This window comes from Streptococcus sp. HMSC065C01 (assembly GCF_001813525.1).
Taxonomy (GTDB): domain Bacteria; phylum Bacillota; class Bacilli; order Lactobacillales; family Streptococcaceae; genus Streptococcus; species Streptococcus parasanguinis_V.
Genome location: NZ_KV812857.1, coordinates 41710 through 55895 on the forward strand (window position 1 = coordinate 41710; position 14186 = coordinate 55895).

Here is a 14186-nt window from a genome sequence, read left to right on the forward strand (position 1 = left end):
AATTTTATTAGTATCGTTTTATCCTATGCAAAAGGTAGGGATAATTAGCTATTGTGATTTACAAATGTCGTGATTTCTACTTTATTTTCCTAACAGGGCCGTCTATGGTCTTTTGCATCCAGACGATATCATGCCATTTGTTAAACTTATAGCCAATTTTTGGAAAATGAGCTACTTGGACATAGCCCCGTTTTTCATGCATGGAAATGCTCGCTTCGTTCGGAACTGCGATACAAGCCAGAAAGCGTAAGTAGCCTCGTGCTTGCAACTCCTCTTCTAAGGCCGTATAGAGGGCCGATCCAATCCCTTGTCCACGCGCCTCTTTGGCTAGATAAATAGACAATTCAGTGGTCCAATCATAGGCAGCGCGTGCATAATAAGTCGAGGCATAGGCATACCCCACAACTTTCCCATCCACTTCTGCAACCAAATAAGGAAATTGGGTCAGCGTTTTTGTGATGCGGCTTTCAAACTCCTGGACAGTCGGTACATCAACCTCAAAGGTAATGGCTGTCTCTGTCACATAAGGTTGGTAAATCGCTCGGATAGCTTCTGCATCGCTGAGCTGAACGGGTCGAATCATCATGGTGGCCTCCTAATTAGATTATACCTAGTATACCGATCTGCCTTCTCACTGTCAATGAAGAGAGGCAATGATCTAATAGTTTCATTTTTTGCAAAAGGATTTATATAGAAAAGAGGTTGAGAAATCCAGTCTCAACCTCTTTAGCTTATTCCGCTTTTTTATTTGAAAATTGGCTATTGTAGAGCTCATAGTAGAATCCTTTATCTGCTAACAAGGATTGGTGATTTCCTTGCTCGATGATTTGTCCATCTTTGAGGACAAGGATTTTATCTGCTTCTTGAATGGTGGACAAGCGGTGAGCAATGACAAAGCTAGTCCGCCCTTTCATCAAATTCTTCATCGCTTTTTGAATCAAGAGCTCTAAACGCGTATCCACAGAAGACGTCGCTTCATCCAAAATCAAGATTTTAGGATCCGCTAGGAGCGCACGCGCAATGGTTAGGAGTTGCTTTTGGCCTAGAGAAATATTGCTAGACTCCTGGTTCATTTCCATATTGTAACCACCAGGAAGCGTCCGGATAAAGTGATCGACATTGGCTGCTTTTGCGGCTTCAACAATTTCTTCATCCGTTGCCTCGAGGTTACCAAAGCGAAGGTTTTCTTTGATAGTTCCCTCATACAACCAAGCATCCTGAAGCACCATTCCAAATTGCTTGCGGTAATCTTGGCGAGACAGATGGCGAATATCATGACCATCCACTGTAATCGATCCTGCAGTCACATCGTAAAAGCGCATGAGCAAATTAATCAGGGTTGTTTTCCCCGCTCCAGTTGGTCCGACAATGGCTACCATTTCACCTGGTTTGACTTCTAGGTTGAAATCACGGATCAAGGGTTTGTCCGCTACATATTGGAAATCAACGTTTTTAAAGCTGACTTGCCCTGTCAAATCTCCAGAGAGGGTTTCTGTCACATCTGCTACTTCATCTGGCTCATCCATGACTTGGAAAATCCGGTCTAGAGACGATTTGGCACTTTGTAGCTGTCCTGCCAATTGGGTCAAGTTTTGAATCGGTTGGTTGATCTGCCAAACATATTGAACGAAGGCCTGCATATTCCCGACAGTCAAACGACCTGCTATCACTTGCAAGCCACCAAACAAAGCGATAATGAGATAAGTCAAATCTGAAATCCCATTTAAAATCGGCATCATTAAGCCGGAAATGAAATTAGCCTTGAATCCTACCTTTTGAAGGTGATGGGTAATATCATGAAACTCTTCCTGGGAAGATTTTTCCCGAACGTAGAGCTTAAGGACGTTAAAGCCTGTTAAATTTTCTTGCACAAAGCCGTTCATTGCCCCCAAAACATCTGCCTGCTCTTTAAAGTAAGGCTGAGATTTTTTCATGATAAATCGAGCACTGAAATAAGTGATCGGAATGGACAAAATGACCACTAGCCCCAGCTGAATGTTTAAGTACAAAACCATGCTGATGACAAAGAGCAAGGTAAAGATAGCGTTGACGATTTGTAAGAAGGACTGTTGCAAGGCATTCGAGACGGTTTCGACATCGCTAGTAAAACGTCCTAACAAATCACCAAACTGATGCCGGTCAAAATAGGAAACCGGAATGTGATTGATTTTATGAGACAAATCATTTCGCATGTCCTGAACGGTCTTTTGAACAGCATTAGTCATGAAATAGTTAGAATAATAAGATCCCAGCTCATAGAGGACCCCACGGAATAGATAGAGCGTCATAATGATCGCGATATAGGAGGTATTAAGATCAGCTCCCGCAAGACCTTTTGCCATATCCATGAGATTTTTTGTCAACTCAGTAATGGCAAGCCCCAAAACAAAGGGTTCGACAACACTCATGACGACACTCAGGATTTTTAAGAAAATGGACAAGCAAACTTCCAAGCGATAGGCTCTCAAATAAGTCCATAGTCTACTAAAACTGTTTTGTTCTTGTTTCATCTGCTTCTCCTTTCTATTCCTCTGTTAATGATGGACTATCGAGCTGCGAATTGGCAATTTCACGATAAATCTCATTGATTTCCATCAATTCATCGTGAGTACCTCGACCGACGATTTCCCCTTGGTCCAAGACAATAATTTGATCCGCATCCATAATGGTTCCCACGCGTTGCGCTACGATCAAGACGGTCGCATCTCCTGTAACTTCTTTGAGACGCTTGCGCAAAGTAGCATCCGTCTTGTAGTCCAAAGCAGAGAAGGAATCATCGAAAATAAAGATATCGGGATCTTTGACAACGGCACGAGCGATGGACAAGCGTTGTTTTTGACCACCTGAAAGGTTGCTACCACCTTCTGCCAAATGCGTATCAAAGCGCTCCTCACGACTGTCGATAAATTCCTTGGCTTGGGAAATTTCAGCCGCTTGTTCTAGTTCTTGTACAGAGGCATCTTCTTTCCCATAACGAAGGTTTTCAGCAATGGTTCCTGTAAAGAGCAAGGCCTTTTGTGGAATAAAACCAATCTTTTGGCGAAGGGCTTTCAGATTGTAGTCACGGACATCCACACCATCCACCAAAATCTTCCCAAGTGTTACATCATAGAATCGAGGAATCAACTGCACAAGTGAAGATTTTCCAGAACCGGTTGAGCCAATAAAGGCAATGGTTTCGCCAGGTTTGGCTTGAAAGGAAATATTATGGAGAACTGGACTCTCCGTCTCACCTGGATAAGCAAAGGTGACATTGTCAAATTCCAAATAGCCACGAGATGCTGTCTCTGTTACACCATTCTCATTTGGATCAATCGAAATGGGCATATCCATGATTTCCTTGAGACGCCGGCTAGAAACCGCAGTCCGAGGATACATGGTAAAGAGATTGGCTAAAAAGAGGAAAGATAAGAGCGCGTGGAAGCTATACTCAATAAAGGCAACCAGATCCCCAATTTTCAAACTACCGTCATGAAGAGGATCCAAAGCAAACCAGACAATCGCCACAATCATAGCAATGATGATCTGCACAAATAGGGGTTCTGTCAAACCAGTAAGTTTGAACAATTTATTCGAGTTTTCCGCGTAGACTTCATTTTCAGCCGCAAATTTATCCTCTTGGAATTCTTCACGGGCAAAGGCACGAATCACACGAAGTCCTGTCAAATTTTCACGGGCAAATTGATTAAGATGGTCCAGGGTCTTTTGTTGCTTCTCAGAAAGAGGACGTGTCTTAACTGCTACATACCAAACGACGACAGCAAGAAATGGTACAGATACTGCTACAATCCACGCTAGAGAAGGACTGGTCGTCAGAATCAAGAGAACACTGGAAACCATCATCAAGGGTGTGATGACCCCCATCTTCAACATAGAATCCGCAAACTGCATCAAAACAAAGGCATCTGAAGTCAAGCGAGTGACCAATGACGATACCCCAATTTGCTCATACTCGTGATGCGAGTACTCCTGTAACTTGGCATAGAGGTCATTGCGCATATCGCGGACCATGGTGGTCGTTAGCTGACCAACCGCGTAAGACAAGATAATCCGTCCCACAATCCCAAGCAAAATGATCGCAAACATGACCCAGCCCCAGAAATACAGCCGATCCACATCACGCGGGTTAATCCCCTCATCAATCATGCGAGCTAGAATCGTTGGCAAGCCCAAATTGACAATAACAAACAGGACCGCTGAAAATAGATTCAGAGCTAGCCACTTGGGATACTTTTTCAAGTAAGACCAAATATAAAGCATAGATGATTCTCCTTTTCCATAAATAATAACCTTGATCACACAGAAAAGAGGGAGCGAGACGAAATCATTTTCAAAGAAAATCATTCCTGCCCCAATCCCATCTGTAGTCTCATTTATTATATCAAACCAGTCATAAATGTAAAGCAAAAGAGAGTGGGACAGAAATCGGTAATTCGTTAGAATTCGATTTCGTCGTCCCACCTCCGCACAGTTGAGTAGGGCTGTAAAAGCTGATGAAACCAGCGTAGTAGAGCCCACTCAACCACTGCGTCTTGCTCGACAATCCAAAAATAATTGAGAGGCTAAGACTTTTGTCCCAGCCTCTCAGTCGCTTTATTTCGTGCGTTTGAGTTTAGCATTTTTAAGAATAACAAGATTCGCTTGGTCACTAGAACTTAATTTAGATAAATCAAATGTCAATTCATCACCTTTGATGTTGTATTTCAACTCCATATCACCATAAGAACGTTTTAATGATTTTTCCTTTTGATCAACTTTTAAATCCAATTTTAATGGTACTTCATTACCAGCCATCTTCTGAATAATTTTTAATTCCCCTTTTGAATCTTTAATAGTCAATTCAATGGTAACTTTCGCATCTTTCAACACTTCAGATTCTGAATCTTGCCCCATTAACTGATCTATATTCGTCTCCATTTTGTAGGTCCCATTATCACTTTTAGCACCACAAGCTACTAACAGAACAACTGCAAAAATAGCAACAATACCTAACATAAGGCGTTTAACATTTTTCATAATCAATCTCCTAATGTATTTTATAATCAGATTTTACCATTATTTTAATACTAATTCAAGATATTTAAAAAAAAGAAAAGAGCAGGTTTCCCCACTCTTCAGTCGCTTTATTTTGTGCGTTTGAGTTTAGCATTTTTAAGAATCATAAGATCCCCTTGGTTGCTATTACTTAACTTAGAAAGATCAAATGTCAAATAGTCACCATCGACCTTGTATGTAATCTTTTCTCCACTACCATCATTTGACGAGATTGTTTTCTCTTTTTGATTGATTTTGACATCATAAGATCGCTCATTCTTTTGACCAGCGACTTCACCCGCGATGCTGAGGGTTCCTTTAGAATCTTTGATCTTAATAGAAACTTCAAAATTAATAACGTTTCCAATAGACTCTAATTGACTACCTGATAAGCCTTGATCTTCAAGAATTTTCTTGAGTTCAGTTTTTGATGGTTTGTAGACATAAGTCCCATTATCACTTTTGGCACCACATGCCACCAAGAGGACGGCTGCAAAAACTGCAACGAAAGCTAAAAGAATACGTTTAATATTTTTCATAATCAATCTCCTAATGTATTTTATAATCAGATTTTACCACTATTTTAATACCGATTCAAGATGTTTTGAAGAAGAAAAAGAGCAGATACTCTCTGCCCTTCTCTTGTATTATTTTGTACGTTTGAATTTAGCGTTTTTGAACATTTCCAAAGCGGCTTCATGACCTGAACTCTTTTCACCAGATAAATCAAAAGTGAACACATCGCCTGAAACTTTGTATTTAACCTTTTCACCTTTACCTGTTTTAGATTGAAGAGTTTTCTTTTGTTGGTCAACTTTCATATCAAATGATTGGTCTGTTTTTTGTCCCATCATTTCACCTTTAATTTTAAGGCTACCTGTTTTATCTTTAATGGTCACTGAAACTTCCAATTTAACATTGTCGATCAATGCATCTACACTTGAACTTGGAGCACCTTGTTCTTCAAGGATCTCCTTCACTTCAGTTTTTGTTGGTTTGTAGACATAAGTCCCGTTATCACTTTTGGCACCACATGCCACCAAGAGGACTGCTGCAAAAACAGCTACTACAGCCAAAAGAATTCGTTTAAAGTTTTTCATAACTTCTCCTTTTTAGTTAGATTCACCCTATTATATCAACAATTCAGACACACGGCAATGAAAGTTTATAAATGTCATATTCTTGTAATATTTCTTGTATCAACAAAGAAATAGAATAAGGCGGAATTTAAATCCCGCCATGATTGCTTATTTAACTTTTTTGAACTTAGCAATTTTCATGTAGTTATTAAACATGTCTGTGTCACCCATCAAAGAATTCTTCACATCCTTAATCGTTAACACATTTCCTGAAACTTGATAAGTAATTTCCGCTTTCCCATACTCATTTTCTGAGACAAGAGTTTTAGCTTTTTGGTCTACTTCCAAATCAATCACTTGATTTACATTTTGACCACCTGCATTGGTGTCTACTTTCATCTCACCTTTCTTATCATTGATTGTAATCGAAATAGTGAATGAGTAATTATCACCTATCAAAGATTGAAATTCACTTGGCATAATATCTTTGATCTCATCCTTAGTAGGCTCAAACACGTAAGTCCCATTATCGCTTTTAGCGCCACATGCTACCAAAAGGACGGCTGCAAAGACAGCTACAACAGCTAACAAAAGACGTTTAAAATTTTTCATCATCTTCTCCTTTATGATATGATTTATAGCCATTATAGCAACAAATTAGCAACATCTCAAGGGAATATAGCAAATGTAACATCATTAAAACTGCACTATTTAGTAGGTTTAGAGAAAATAAAGAGAGCTACACATGTTAGCTTTATAAAAGCCCTCTATTCACATTCTATCATCATTATTTTCAACGACAAAAAAACCGAGGCCTAAACCTCGGTTTTCATTTTGTTTGGAAACTCTATTATTTAAGAGTAACTGAAGCTCCAGCTTCTTCCAATTTACCTTTGATTTCTTCAGCTTCAGCTGCAGCAACACCTTCTTTGATGACACCAGGTGCACCATCAACAAGTTCTTTAGCTTCTTTAAGACCAAGACCAGTGATTTCACGTACAACTTTGATAACGCCGACTTTCTTGTCGCCTGCAGATGTCAATTCGATATCGAATGAATCTTTAGCAGCACCTGCGTCAGCAGCACCAGCTGCAGCAACAGCTACAGGAGCAGCTGCAGTTACACCAAATTCTTCTTCGATAGCTTTTACAAGGTCGTTCAATTCAAGGATTGAAGCTTCTTTAATTTCAGCAATAATGTTTTCAATGTTCAATGCCATTGTTATTTCCTCCAAATAAGTTTTAATTTTATATTTTTATTTTTTTGTAGCTAGGCTACGCTGCGTAGCTTAAGATTAAGCTGCGTCTTCTTTGTTGTCTGCAACCGCTTTGACTGCAAGAGCAACGTTGCGCACTGGCGCTTGAAGTACAGAAAGGAGCATAGAAAGAAGTCCTTCGCGGTTTGGAAGAGTTGCAAGTGCAAGAATCTCTTCTTTAGATGCGACAGCGCCTTCGATTGCACCACCTTTGATTTCAAGTGCTTCAGCGTCTTTTGCAAAATCGTTCAAGATTTTCGCAGGTGCGATAACATCTTCGTTAGAAAATGCTACTGCAGAAGGTCCAACGAATACAGATGCAAGATCTTCAAGACCAGCTTTTTCAGCTGCACGACGCAAGATTGAGTTTTTGATAACTTTAAACTCAACTTCGCTTCCGCGAAGGTTGCGACGGAGAACTGTATCTTGCTCAACTGTCAAACCGCGAGAATCTACAACGACGATTGATGCAGCAGCTTTCATTTTTTCAGCTACCACGTCAACAAGTTCCGCTTTTTTAGCAATAATTGCTTCACTCATTAGTGTGTTCACCTCCGTAATTATTTTGCTTGGGGAATTTTTCCAAAAGAAAAACGCGCCCAAACCTAGACACGAAAGTACAATACGCTTCTTTTAATTGATACGTTTTGTCCTCGGTAGGATCTTTATGAGTCGAGCTCCCCTACTGTCTTAGGCAGTTTTTTCAAACCGTAGATTAGTTTATCATATATAAAAAAAGAATGCAAGTACTTTTGCAAACTTTTTTTATATTTTTTAATCGTTATAAAGACTCTTGATATTATTCAACCAAGCATAGGCTAGTCCCATTAGAACTCCTCCTCCTACCCAGTTGGCAAAGAAGGTCACGCTATAATGACGTAAAATATTTAAAAACTCAAAATGTGGTAATTGGCTAGAAACTGGATTTAAGCTTAATAATGAGAAAGAAGCAAAGTTTGCAGCCAAGTGTTCATTGGTCATAAAGACAAACATATAGATAGCAGAGAGTGCTAAGAGCACCTTCGCTGTTTCATCTTTGAAATATAGATAAGAAAGAATAGCAATATTTACAAAGATATTGGCAATAACTCCTTCAAAGAAAACCACTTGATTGCTTCGTTGGAGTTTATTTTCTGCTACCGTGGCTAGGAAACCTTTTGGATCGACATGAGCAAAGGCTGTTGTCTGATTGAAAAGAAAAGCCACGATTAAAGCACCAATTAAATTAAAGAAGGTACAATAAAGAAGAATTTCCAGTGCTTTCTTCCAATTAATTTTCTTTAGATAGGTCCCCGCCGTCAAATACATCATATTTGAGGTGGTTAATTCCGCATTTAAGAATAAGAGGTATACCAAACCCCAGGCAAAGATGAATGGAAATAGAAAACGACCAGATCCAGGTACAAAGGTATTTAATAAGTCAGCTGCAACTGATCCGACCGCCGTACTTAAAGTAAGAAATCCTCCAGCAAAAATAGAACGGACTGCATAGCGCGTTTTAGATTTCTGATAGAGATCCTCTTTCTTATTACACGCCGCTCCAACTTTTTGAATAAAATTAGATTCAGACATACTATTCTCCTTATATAATGTTTGTGAACAAAATCATTATATCATAGAGAGAAAAGTTTGAAAAGGTTTTCAGGAAGAATTCTTAACTTTTCATCATATACGTTTTATATCGAATATCGCTGTGTGCTAAAAACAAATAAAAAACAGGCATCTGCCTGTTTTAGTTTTAATAATTCAAACGGTTCGCCCAAGCGATATCCAAATTCAAGATTTCTTGTGAAGTGAACTGTTGACGATATGGATTGTATACCGAACCTGTAATACCACCTTGAACATTTGGTGAATCGTATTGAGTCAAATTATAAGTTTCAATGATGTTATTAAGTTTTGCATAGTAGCTTGTGTCTGTCGCATAAACACCTGTCAAAGCTGCTGTTGCATCTTGATAACTAGAGGTGTTGCTCTTCCATGCACCTGCAAAATGTCCTTGTTTCAAAACAGCTACATAGTCTTGCAATGATTCATAGTAAGATGGGTAAGAACGAAAAGCATCATTAATCGTATAGGCATTTCCAGCACCGTCATCTTCCCAAGTTTGCATTACTGCAGATTGACCAGCATAACTTCCTTTAATACCGAAAAGGTTGTAATGTGGATAAGAAGACAAGCCAGACTGACCTGATCCACTTTCAAGAATAGCTTGTGCGATCATAACGGAAGCATAAAGGTCGTTCTCTTGACCGAGCTGACGAGCTGACTCACCAATTTGTGAGATGAAAGCTTCAGTAGGGTCTGAATAAGCTTGGTAAGTTCCGTCATTAGCGCCAACTGATGTGACGTGCTCGCTCATAGCAGCAGCAAATGTCCCCACTGCCAATACAGAAACGAACAAACCAAATAATTTCGTTTTATTCCGTATTTTCTTCTTCATAATACAATTTATCTCCAATTAATTTTTTATCATCTTTTATCTTTATAGAGATTATACCATATAAATAGAAGAAAACAAAGGCACTTATATTACACTTGTATTACAATTGCGAGATAAATCCAAAACAAAAATGACATTTTCATGTCATTTCAATTTATTTCGTAAAACGCATTTTCTAAAATAGCATCCCATGACTTCTCTAGTCCTTCCCTGGTTACAGAAGAAAAGACAATAAAGGTGTCAGCAGGATCGAAATCTAGTTTTTTCTTGATGATCGATTCATGTTTGTTCCATTTTCCACGTGGAATCTTATCTGCCTTGGTAGCAACTAAGATCACAGGAATCTCATAATATTTTAAGAACTCATACATCTGAACATCATCTGCTGAAGGTTCGTGGCGAAAATCGACTAGGCTAACGACTGCTTTTAAGTTTTCGCGACTAGTGAGGTATTCTTCAATCATCCGCCCCCACTTCTCGCGCTCTTTTTTTGAAACACGTGCATAGCCATAACCAGGTACGTCTACCAAACGGAGTTTATCATCGATATTGAAGAAATTGAGCAATTGAGTTTTTCCTGGTTTTCCAGATGTTCTGGCCAGGTTTTTTCGATTTAAGAGAGTATTAATAAAAGAAGACTTGCCGACATTGGATCGACCGGCAAGTGCAACTTCTGGAATCTCATCTTGAGGATAATGGCTCTTATTTGCAGCGCTTAAGAGGATATCCGCATTATGTGTGTTAATTTCCATATTTTATCTTTCTAGGCTGTTTCAAGAATTGGTTTTTCAGTTCCATCTACAGCTTCTTTTGTGATTCGAACAAGTTTGACATCTTCTTGACTTGGAATTTCAAACATGACATCCATCATCGTTTCTTCGATAATCGAACGAAGTCCACGAGCTCCTGTTTTTCTTTCGATGGCTTTATTAGCAATCTCTTGAAGGGCTTCATCATCGAATTCCAATTCAACATTATCATAAGAAAGCAATGTTTGGTATTGTTTTACCAAGGCATTGCGTGGCTCTTTTAGAATACGGACAAGGTCGTCAACTGTCAATTGCTCAAGAGCGGCAAAGACTGGAAGACGTCCGATCAATTCTGGGATAATACCGAATTTTTGAATATCTTCTGCCACGATTTCTTGCATGTAAGAGCTTGATTCATCAATGGCTTTATTGTTCTTACCAAAACCGATGACTTTTTCACCGAGACGTTGCTTAACAATTTCTTCGATCCCGTCAAAAGCTCCACCTACAATGAAGAGAATATTCTTGGTATCCACTTGGATCATCTCTTGTTGTGGGTGTTTGCGTCCCCCTTGAGGTGGGACACTAGCGACGGTTCCTTCGATGATCTTCAAGAGGGCTTGTTGTACCCCTTCACCAGAAACGTCACGTGTGATAGAGACATTTTCACTTTTCTTAGCGATCTTATCAATTTCATCGACATAGATAATTCCTCGTTCAGCACGCTCGATGTTAAAATCAGCCGCCTGAAGAAGTTTCAAGAGAATGTTTTCAACGTCTTCTCCTACATAACCAGCTTCTGTCAAGGCTGTTGCATCTGCAATGGCAAATGGGACATTCAAGCTACGTGCTAAGGTTTGGGCTAAGAAAGTCTTACCTGAACCAGTAGGACCAATCATGAGGATGTTTGATTTTTGCAATTCAACATCTGTCTCGTCTTCGCGCGTATCGTGGAAGTTGATGCGTTTGTAGTGGTTGTATACTGCTACAGCAAGAGCACGTTTGGCACGATCTTGACCGATCACATAGTGGTTCAAAATATTGAGCAATTCGATTGGTTTTGGAACTTCACTAAGATCTGCAAGAACTTCTTCTGCTAGCTCCTCACGGATAATTTCTTGTGCTAACTCAACACATTCATTACAGATAAACGCGTTGTTTCCTGCAATGATTTTTTGGACTTCATCTTGACTCTTTCCGCAAAATGAACAATAAACCATCATATCATTATTTTGATTCGTTGGCATGTATTTCCTCTTTCTGTCATTTTCTGTTTCTATTTAGTTTAAAATAAGGTCATGTAAAAGGCGTGAATGGAATTCACAAGATTGGTAAAAGCATTTAGTAAGAATAAAATAGCGAGGCCAAACCGTTTTTTACGAAAGGTTTGTAAGGCACAAATCAAACAGATGACACATAGGACAGCTGTAAAAAAACCAAAGACACTTCGCTCCATTAGTCTAAATCCTTTCTCTTATAATAGTTGACCGTAAAATCATATGGGTTCTTCTCATCTTTCGGATGATGAACTTGACGGACTATTTCATAGTGGCTCTCTTCAAATCTCGGTGCCAATGTATCGCCATCAATATCCGCATGAATCATGGTCTGGATCAACTCTTCTAACTGGTCTGAGAAGAGCCTTAAAATCTGACTGCCACCGATAATATAAAGATTTTTCTCTTGGTTCTGGTACCACTCCAAGACTTCTTCTTTGCTGTGCATGACGAGTACAGCATCGTTTTCAGGATCATAGGCTTGATCTTGCGTTAAGATAATGCTGGTCCGACCTGGTAGAACCCGTTTTTTCATACCATCAAAGGTCACTCTTCCCATGAGAATCGCTTGCCCCATGGTTGTTTCTTTGAAATGCTGAAGCTCAGCAGGCAGATGCCAAGGCATCACTTGGTCCTTTCCAATAATGCCATTTTCAGTTTGAGCCCAGATACCAATTATCTTTTTCATTCTCTCATCCTTTACACTGATACTTCTATTTTATCAAATTTTCTTATAAAAGACAGATTTCAACTATCTAGTTTGGAGGATATTTTTTTAAATACAAACAGAAAAAACCGCGAGATTTTCGCGGTTTTTCTTAGCCACAAGTTAGCTTAGTCTTCTTTTTTGCGTTTTGCAAATCCGAATAATGAGAGACCTGCTAAAGCACTAAAGATTGCAAGACCAGCAGTAGAAGATTCTTTTGTTCCCGTGTTTGGAAGTTGTGCAGTTGGATTTTGTGGATCGATATACTTCACTTCTTCTTTCGTTTCTGGAACGACAGGAATCGTTGGTTCTTCTGGTTTTGGTTGTGGAGTAGGTTGTGGTTGTGGTTCTGGTGTTGGTTGCGGTTGTGGCTCTGGTGTCGGAGTTGGATCCGGCATTGGAGTTGGTGTCACAGTCTTCTTGTAGATATGTTGAGTGTTTCCATCTTTATCTACAACAGTCTTCACGAAGTCATAACCTGGGATATCCTTCTTCGGTTGCTCCCCATCTTCTGTTGGGTTACCTGGGATTGGATCCCCATTTTCGTCTACATATGAAGTTGTAACTTTTTCATAGACGTGTTCAGTATCACCATTAGGCAATTTCTTCGTTTCCACAAAGCGGTAACCTGGAATTTCAGCTTTTGGTTCTTCGCCATCAACTGCAGGATATCCTGGGATTTCCTTACCTTCTTTATCAACAAACTTAGTGATTGGAAGGACAGTTGGTGTGTAAGTTGCAGAAGCTTTGGTTCCGTTCACATCTTCGCGAACCACTGTTACAGCTGGTGCAGTTCCAGTGAATTCAGGTTCTGGTGTGAAGGTTACGGTTCCGTCTGCTGCTACAGTGTATGTACCAACACCTGGAATTGTCTTCGTAGTTGAACCATCTTCAAATGTTGCTGGAACTTTGTCATTCATTGGTACACGGCTATCACCTTCTGTGAAGGTTGGTTTGCCTGTTTGGGTTTGACCCTTCTTACCAATTGAAGTAACTGATTCTGCAGTTGGTGTAACTGGTGTTACTGTTGGTGTGTAAGTAGCGGTTATTGGTGTACCGTTCTTATCAACACGTTTCACGGTTACGCCTGTACCTGTTCCTGTGAATGATTTTTCTGGTACAAAGGTTACGGTTCCGTCTGGAGAAACGGTGTAAGTTCCTTCTCCTGGAATAACTTTAGTAGTTGATCCATCTTCAAAGGTTGCAGGCACATCATCATCCATTGGTACACTTGGGTTACCAGGCGTGAAGCTTGGTTTACCTGTTTGGGTTTGACCTTGGATATCTGTAGATGTTGCAGGATCAGCTGTTGGTGTAACAGGCGTTACGGTTGGTGTGTAAGTTGCGGAAGCTTTTGTTCCGTTCTTATCTTCACGAACCACAGTTACAGCTGGTGCAGTTCCGACGAATGATTTTTCAGGTACAAATGTCACTGTTCCGTCTGGGGCTACAGTATAAGTACCAACACCTTCAACTGTCTTCGTAGTTGAACCATCGTCAAATGTTGCTGGAACATCGTCGTTCATTGGTACACGGCTGTCGCCTTCAGTAAATACAGGTTTACCTGTTTGAGTTGCACCTTGCACATCAGTAGATACTGCTGGACTTGCAGTTGGTGTAACAGGCGTTACGGTTGGTGTGTA

15 protein-coding genes and 1 other annotated feature are annotated in these 14186 nt (G+C 39.8%); all 15 genes read right to left on the minus strand.

The window, feature by feature from the left end; all coding sequences use genetic code 11:
- Positions 1-76: 76 nt before the first annotated feature.
- Positions 77-586, minus strand: a complete 510-nt coding sequence (locus HMPREF2918_RS05715; RefSeq protein WP_070594835.1) for a GNAT family N-acetyltransferase — start codon at positions 584-586, stop codon at positions 77-79.
- Positions 587-731: 145 nt separating this feature from the next.
- The gene (locus HMPREF2918_RS05720) at positions 732-2510 is read right to left on the minus strand and encodes an ABC transporter ATP-binding protein (RefSeq protein ID WP_070594836.1); all 1779 of its coding nucleotides are present in this window, start codon (positions 2508-2510) and stop codon (positions 732-734) included.
- 13 nt (positions 2511-2523) lie between these two features.
- On the minus strand, positions 2524-4260 hold the full coding sequence (locus HMPREF2918_RS05725; RefSeq protein ID WP_070594837.1) for an ABC transporter ATP-binding protein: 1737 nt from the start codon (positions 4258-4260) through the stop codon (positions 2524-2526).
- 333 nt (positions 4261-4593) lie between these two features.
- Positions 4594-5016, minus strand: coding sequence for a hypothetical protein (locus HMPREF2918_RS05730; RefSeq protein ID WP_070594838.1), 423 nt, complete (start codon positions 5014-5016; stop codon positions 4594-4596).
- A 107-nt stretch (positions 5017-5123) separates the two neighbouring features.
- On the minus strand, positions 5124-5573 hold the full coding sequence (locus HMPREF2918_RS05735; protein WP_070594839.1) for a hypothetical protein: 450 nt from the start codon (positions 5571-5573) through the stop codon (positions 5124-5126).
- Positions 5574-5681: 108 nt separating this feature from the next.
- Positions 5682-6134 carry a hypothetical protein gene (locus HMPREF2918_RS05740; RefSeq protein ID WP_070594840.1) on the minus strand — a complete coding sequence of 151 codons (453 nt, stop codon included), beginning with the start codon at positions 6132-6134 and terminating at the stop codon, positions 5682-5684.
- A gap of 147 nt (positions 6135-6281) precedes the next feature.
- The gene (locus HMPREF2918_RS05745; protein ID WP_023918201.1) at positions 6282-6725 is read right to left on the minus strand and encodes a hypothetical protein; all 444 of its coding nucleotides are present in this window, start codon (positions 6723-6725) and stop codon (positions 6282-6284) included.
- A 238-nt stretch (positions 6726-6963) separates the two neighbouring features.
- Positions 6964-7332, minus strand: coding sequence for a 50S ribosomal protein L7/L12 (gene rplL / locus HMPREF2918_RS05750; protein WP_003001622.1), 369 nt, complete (start codon positions 7330-7332; stop codon positions 6964-6966).
- A gap of 75 nt (positions 7333-7407) precedes the next feature.
- Complete coding sequence (gene rplJ / locus HMPREF2918_RS05755) at positions 7408-7908, minus strand: 50S ribosomal protein L10 (RefSeq protein WP_003001722.1); 501 nt, start codon at positions 7906-7908, stop codon at positions 7408-7410.
- Between the two features lie 38 nt (positions 7909-7946).
- Positions 7947-8081, minus strand: a sequence feature (ribosomal protein L10 leader region).
- Between the two features lie 61 nt (positions 8082-8142).
- Complete coding sequence (locus tag HMPREF2918_RS05760; RefSeq protein ID WP_070594841.1) at positions 8143-8940, minus strand: formate/nitrite transporter family protein; 798 nt, start codon at positions 8938-8940, stop codon at positions 8143-8145.
- 166 nt (positions 8941-9106) lie between these two features.
- On the minus strand, positions 9107-9811 hold the full coding sequence (locus HMPREF2918_RS05765) for a glucosaminidase domain-containing protein (RefSeq protein WP_021153281.1): 705 nt from the start codon (positions 9809-9811) through the stop codon (positions 9107-9109).
- A 149-nt stretch (positions 9812-9960) separates the two neighbouring features.
- A complete protein-coding gene (gene yihA, locus HMPREF2918_RS05770) occupies positions 9961-10563 on the minus strand; it encodes a ribosome biogenesis GTP-binding protein YihA/YsxC (protein ID WP_003016353.1) in 603 nt (200 codons plus the stop codon).
- An 11-nt stretch (positions 10564-10574) separates the two neighbouring features.
- The gene (clpX, locus tag HMPREF2918_RS05775) at positions 10575-11807 is read right to left on the minus strand and encodes an ATP-dependent Clp protease ATP-binding subunit ClpX (RefSeq protein WP_003001797.1); all 1233 of its coding nucleotides are present in this window, start codon (positions 11805-11807) and stop codon (positions 10575-10577) included.
- A 208-nt stretch (positions 11808-12015) separates the two neighbouring features.
- Positions 12016-12525 (minus strand): dihydrofolate reductase, encoded by a 510-nt coding sequence (locus HMPREF2918_RS05780; protein WP_070594842.1) that lies wholly within the window; start codon positions 12523-12525, stop codon positions 12016-12018.
- Between the two features lie 146 nt (positions 12526-12671).
- A partial coding sequence (locus HMPREF2918_RS11645; protein ID WP_256263197.1) for an LPXTG cell wall anchor domain-containing protein occupies positions 12672-14186 on the minus strand: 1515 nt, incomplete at its 5' end.

Bases quoted from the DNA above. Each gene is read 5' to 3' on its own strand.
- HMPREF2918_RS05715 (WP_070594835.1), bottom strand. From the start codon at position 586: ATGATGATTCGACCCGTTCAGCTCAGCGATGCAGAAGCTATCCGAGCG.
- HMPREF2918_RS05720 (WP_070594836.1), bottom strand. From the start codon at position 2,510: ATGAAACAAGAACAAAACAGTTTTAGTAGACTATGGACTTATTTGAGA.
- HMPREF2918_RS05725 (WP_070594837.1), bottom strand. From the start codon at position 4,260: ATGCTTTATATTTGGTCTTACTTGAAAAAGTATCCCAAGTGGCTAGCT.
- HMPREF2918_RS05730 (WP_070594838.1), bottom strand. From the start codon at position 5,016: ATGAAAAATGTTAAACGCCTTATGTTAGGTATTGTTGCTATTTTTGCA.
- HMPREF2918_RS05735 (WP_070594839.1), bottom strand. From the start codon at position 5,573: ATGAAAAATATTAAACGTATTCTTTTAGCTTTCGTTGCAGTTTTTGCA.
- HMPREF2918_RS05740 (WP_070594840.1), bottom strand. From the start codon at position 6,134: ATGAAAAACTTTAAACGAATTCTTTTGGCTGTAGTAGCTGTTTTTGCA.
- HMPREF2918_RS05745 (WP_023918201.1), bottom strand. From the start codon at position 6,725: ATGAAAAATTTTAAACGTCTTTTGTTAGCTGTTGTAGCTGTCTTTGCA.
- rplL (WP_003001622.1), bottom strand. From the start codon at position 7,332: ATGGCATTGAACATTGAAAACATTATTGCTGAAATTAAAGAAGCTTCA.
- rplJ (WP_003001722.1), bottom strand. From the start codon at position 7,908: ATGAGTGAAGCAATTATTGCTAAAAAAGCGGAACTTGTTGACGTGGTA.
- HMPREF2918_RS05760 (WP_070594841.1), bottom strand. From the start codon at position 8,940: ATGTCTGAATCTAATTTTATTCAAAAAGTTGGAGCGGCGTGTAATAAG.
- HMPREF2918_RS05765 (WP_021153281.1), bottom strand. From the start codon at position 9,811: ATGAAGAAGAAAATACGGAATAAAACGAAATTATTTGGTTTGTTCGTT.
- yihA (WP_003016353.1), bottom strand. From the start codon at position 10,563: ATGGAAATTAACACACATAATGCGGATATCCTCTTAAGCGCTGCAAAT.
- clpX (WP_003001797.1), bottom strand. From the start codon at position 11,807: ATGCCAACGAATCAAAATAATGATATGATGGTTTATTGTTCATTTTGC.
- HMPREF2918_RS05780 (WP_070594842.1), bottom strand. From the start codon at position 12,525: ATGAAAAAGATAATTGGTATCTGGGCTCAAACTGAAAATGGCATTATT.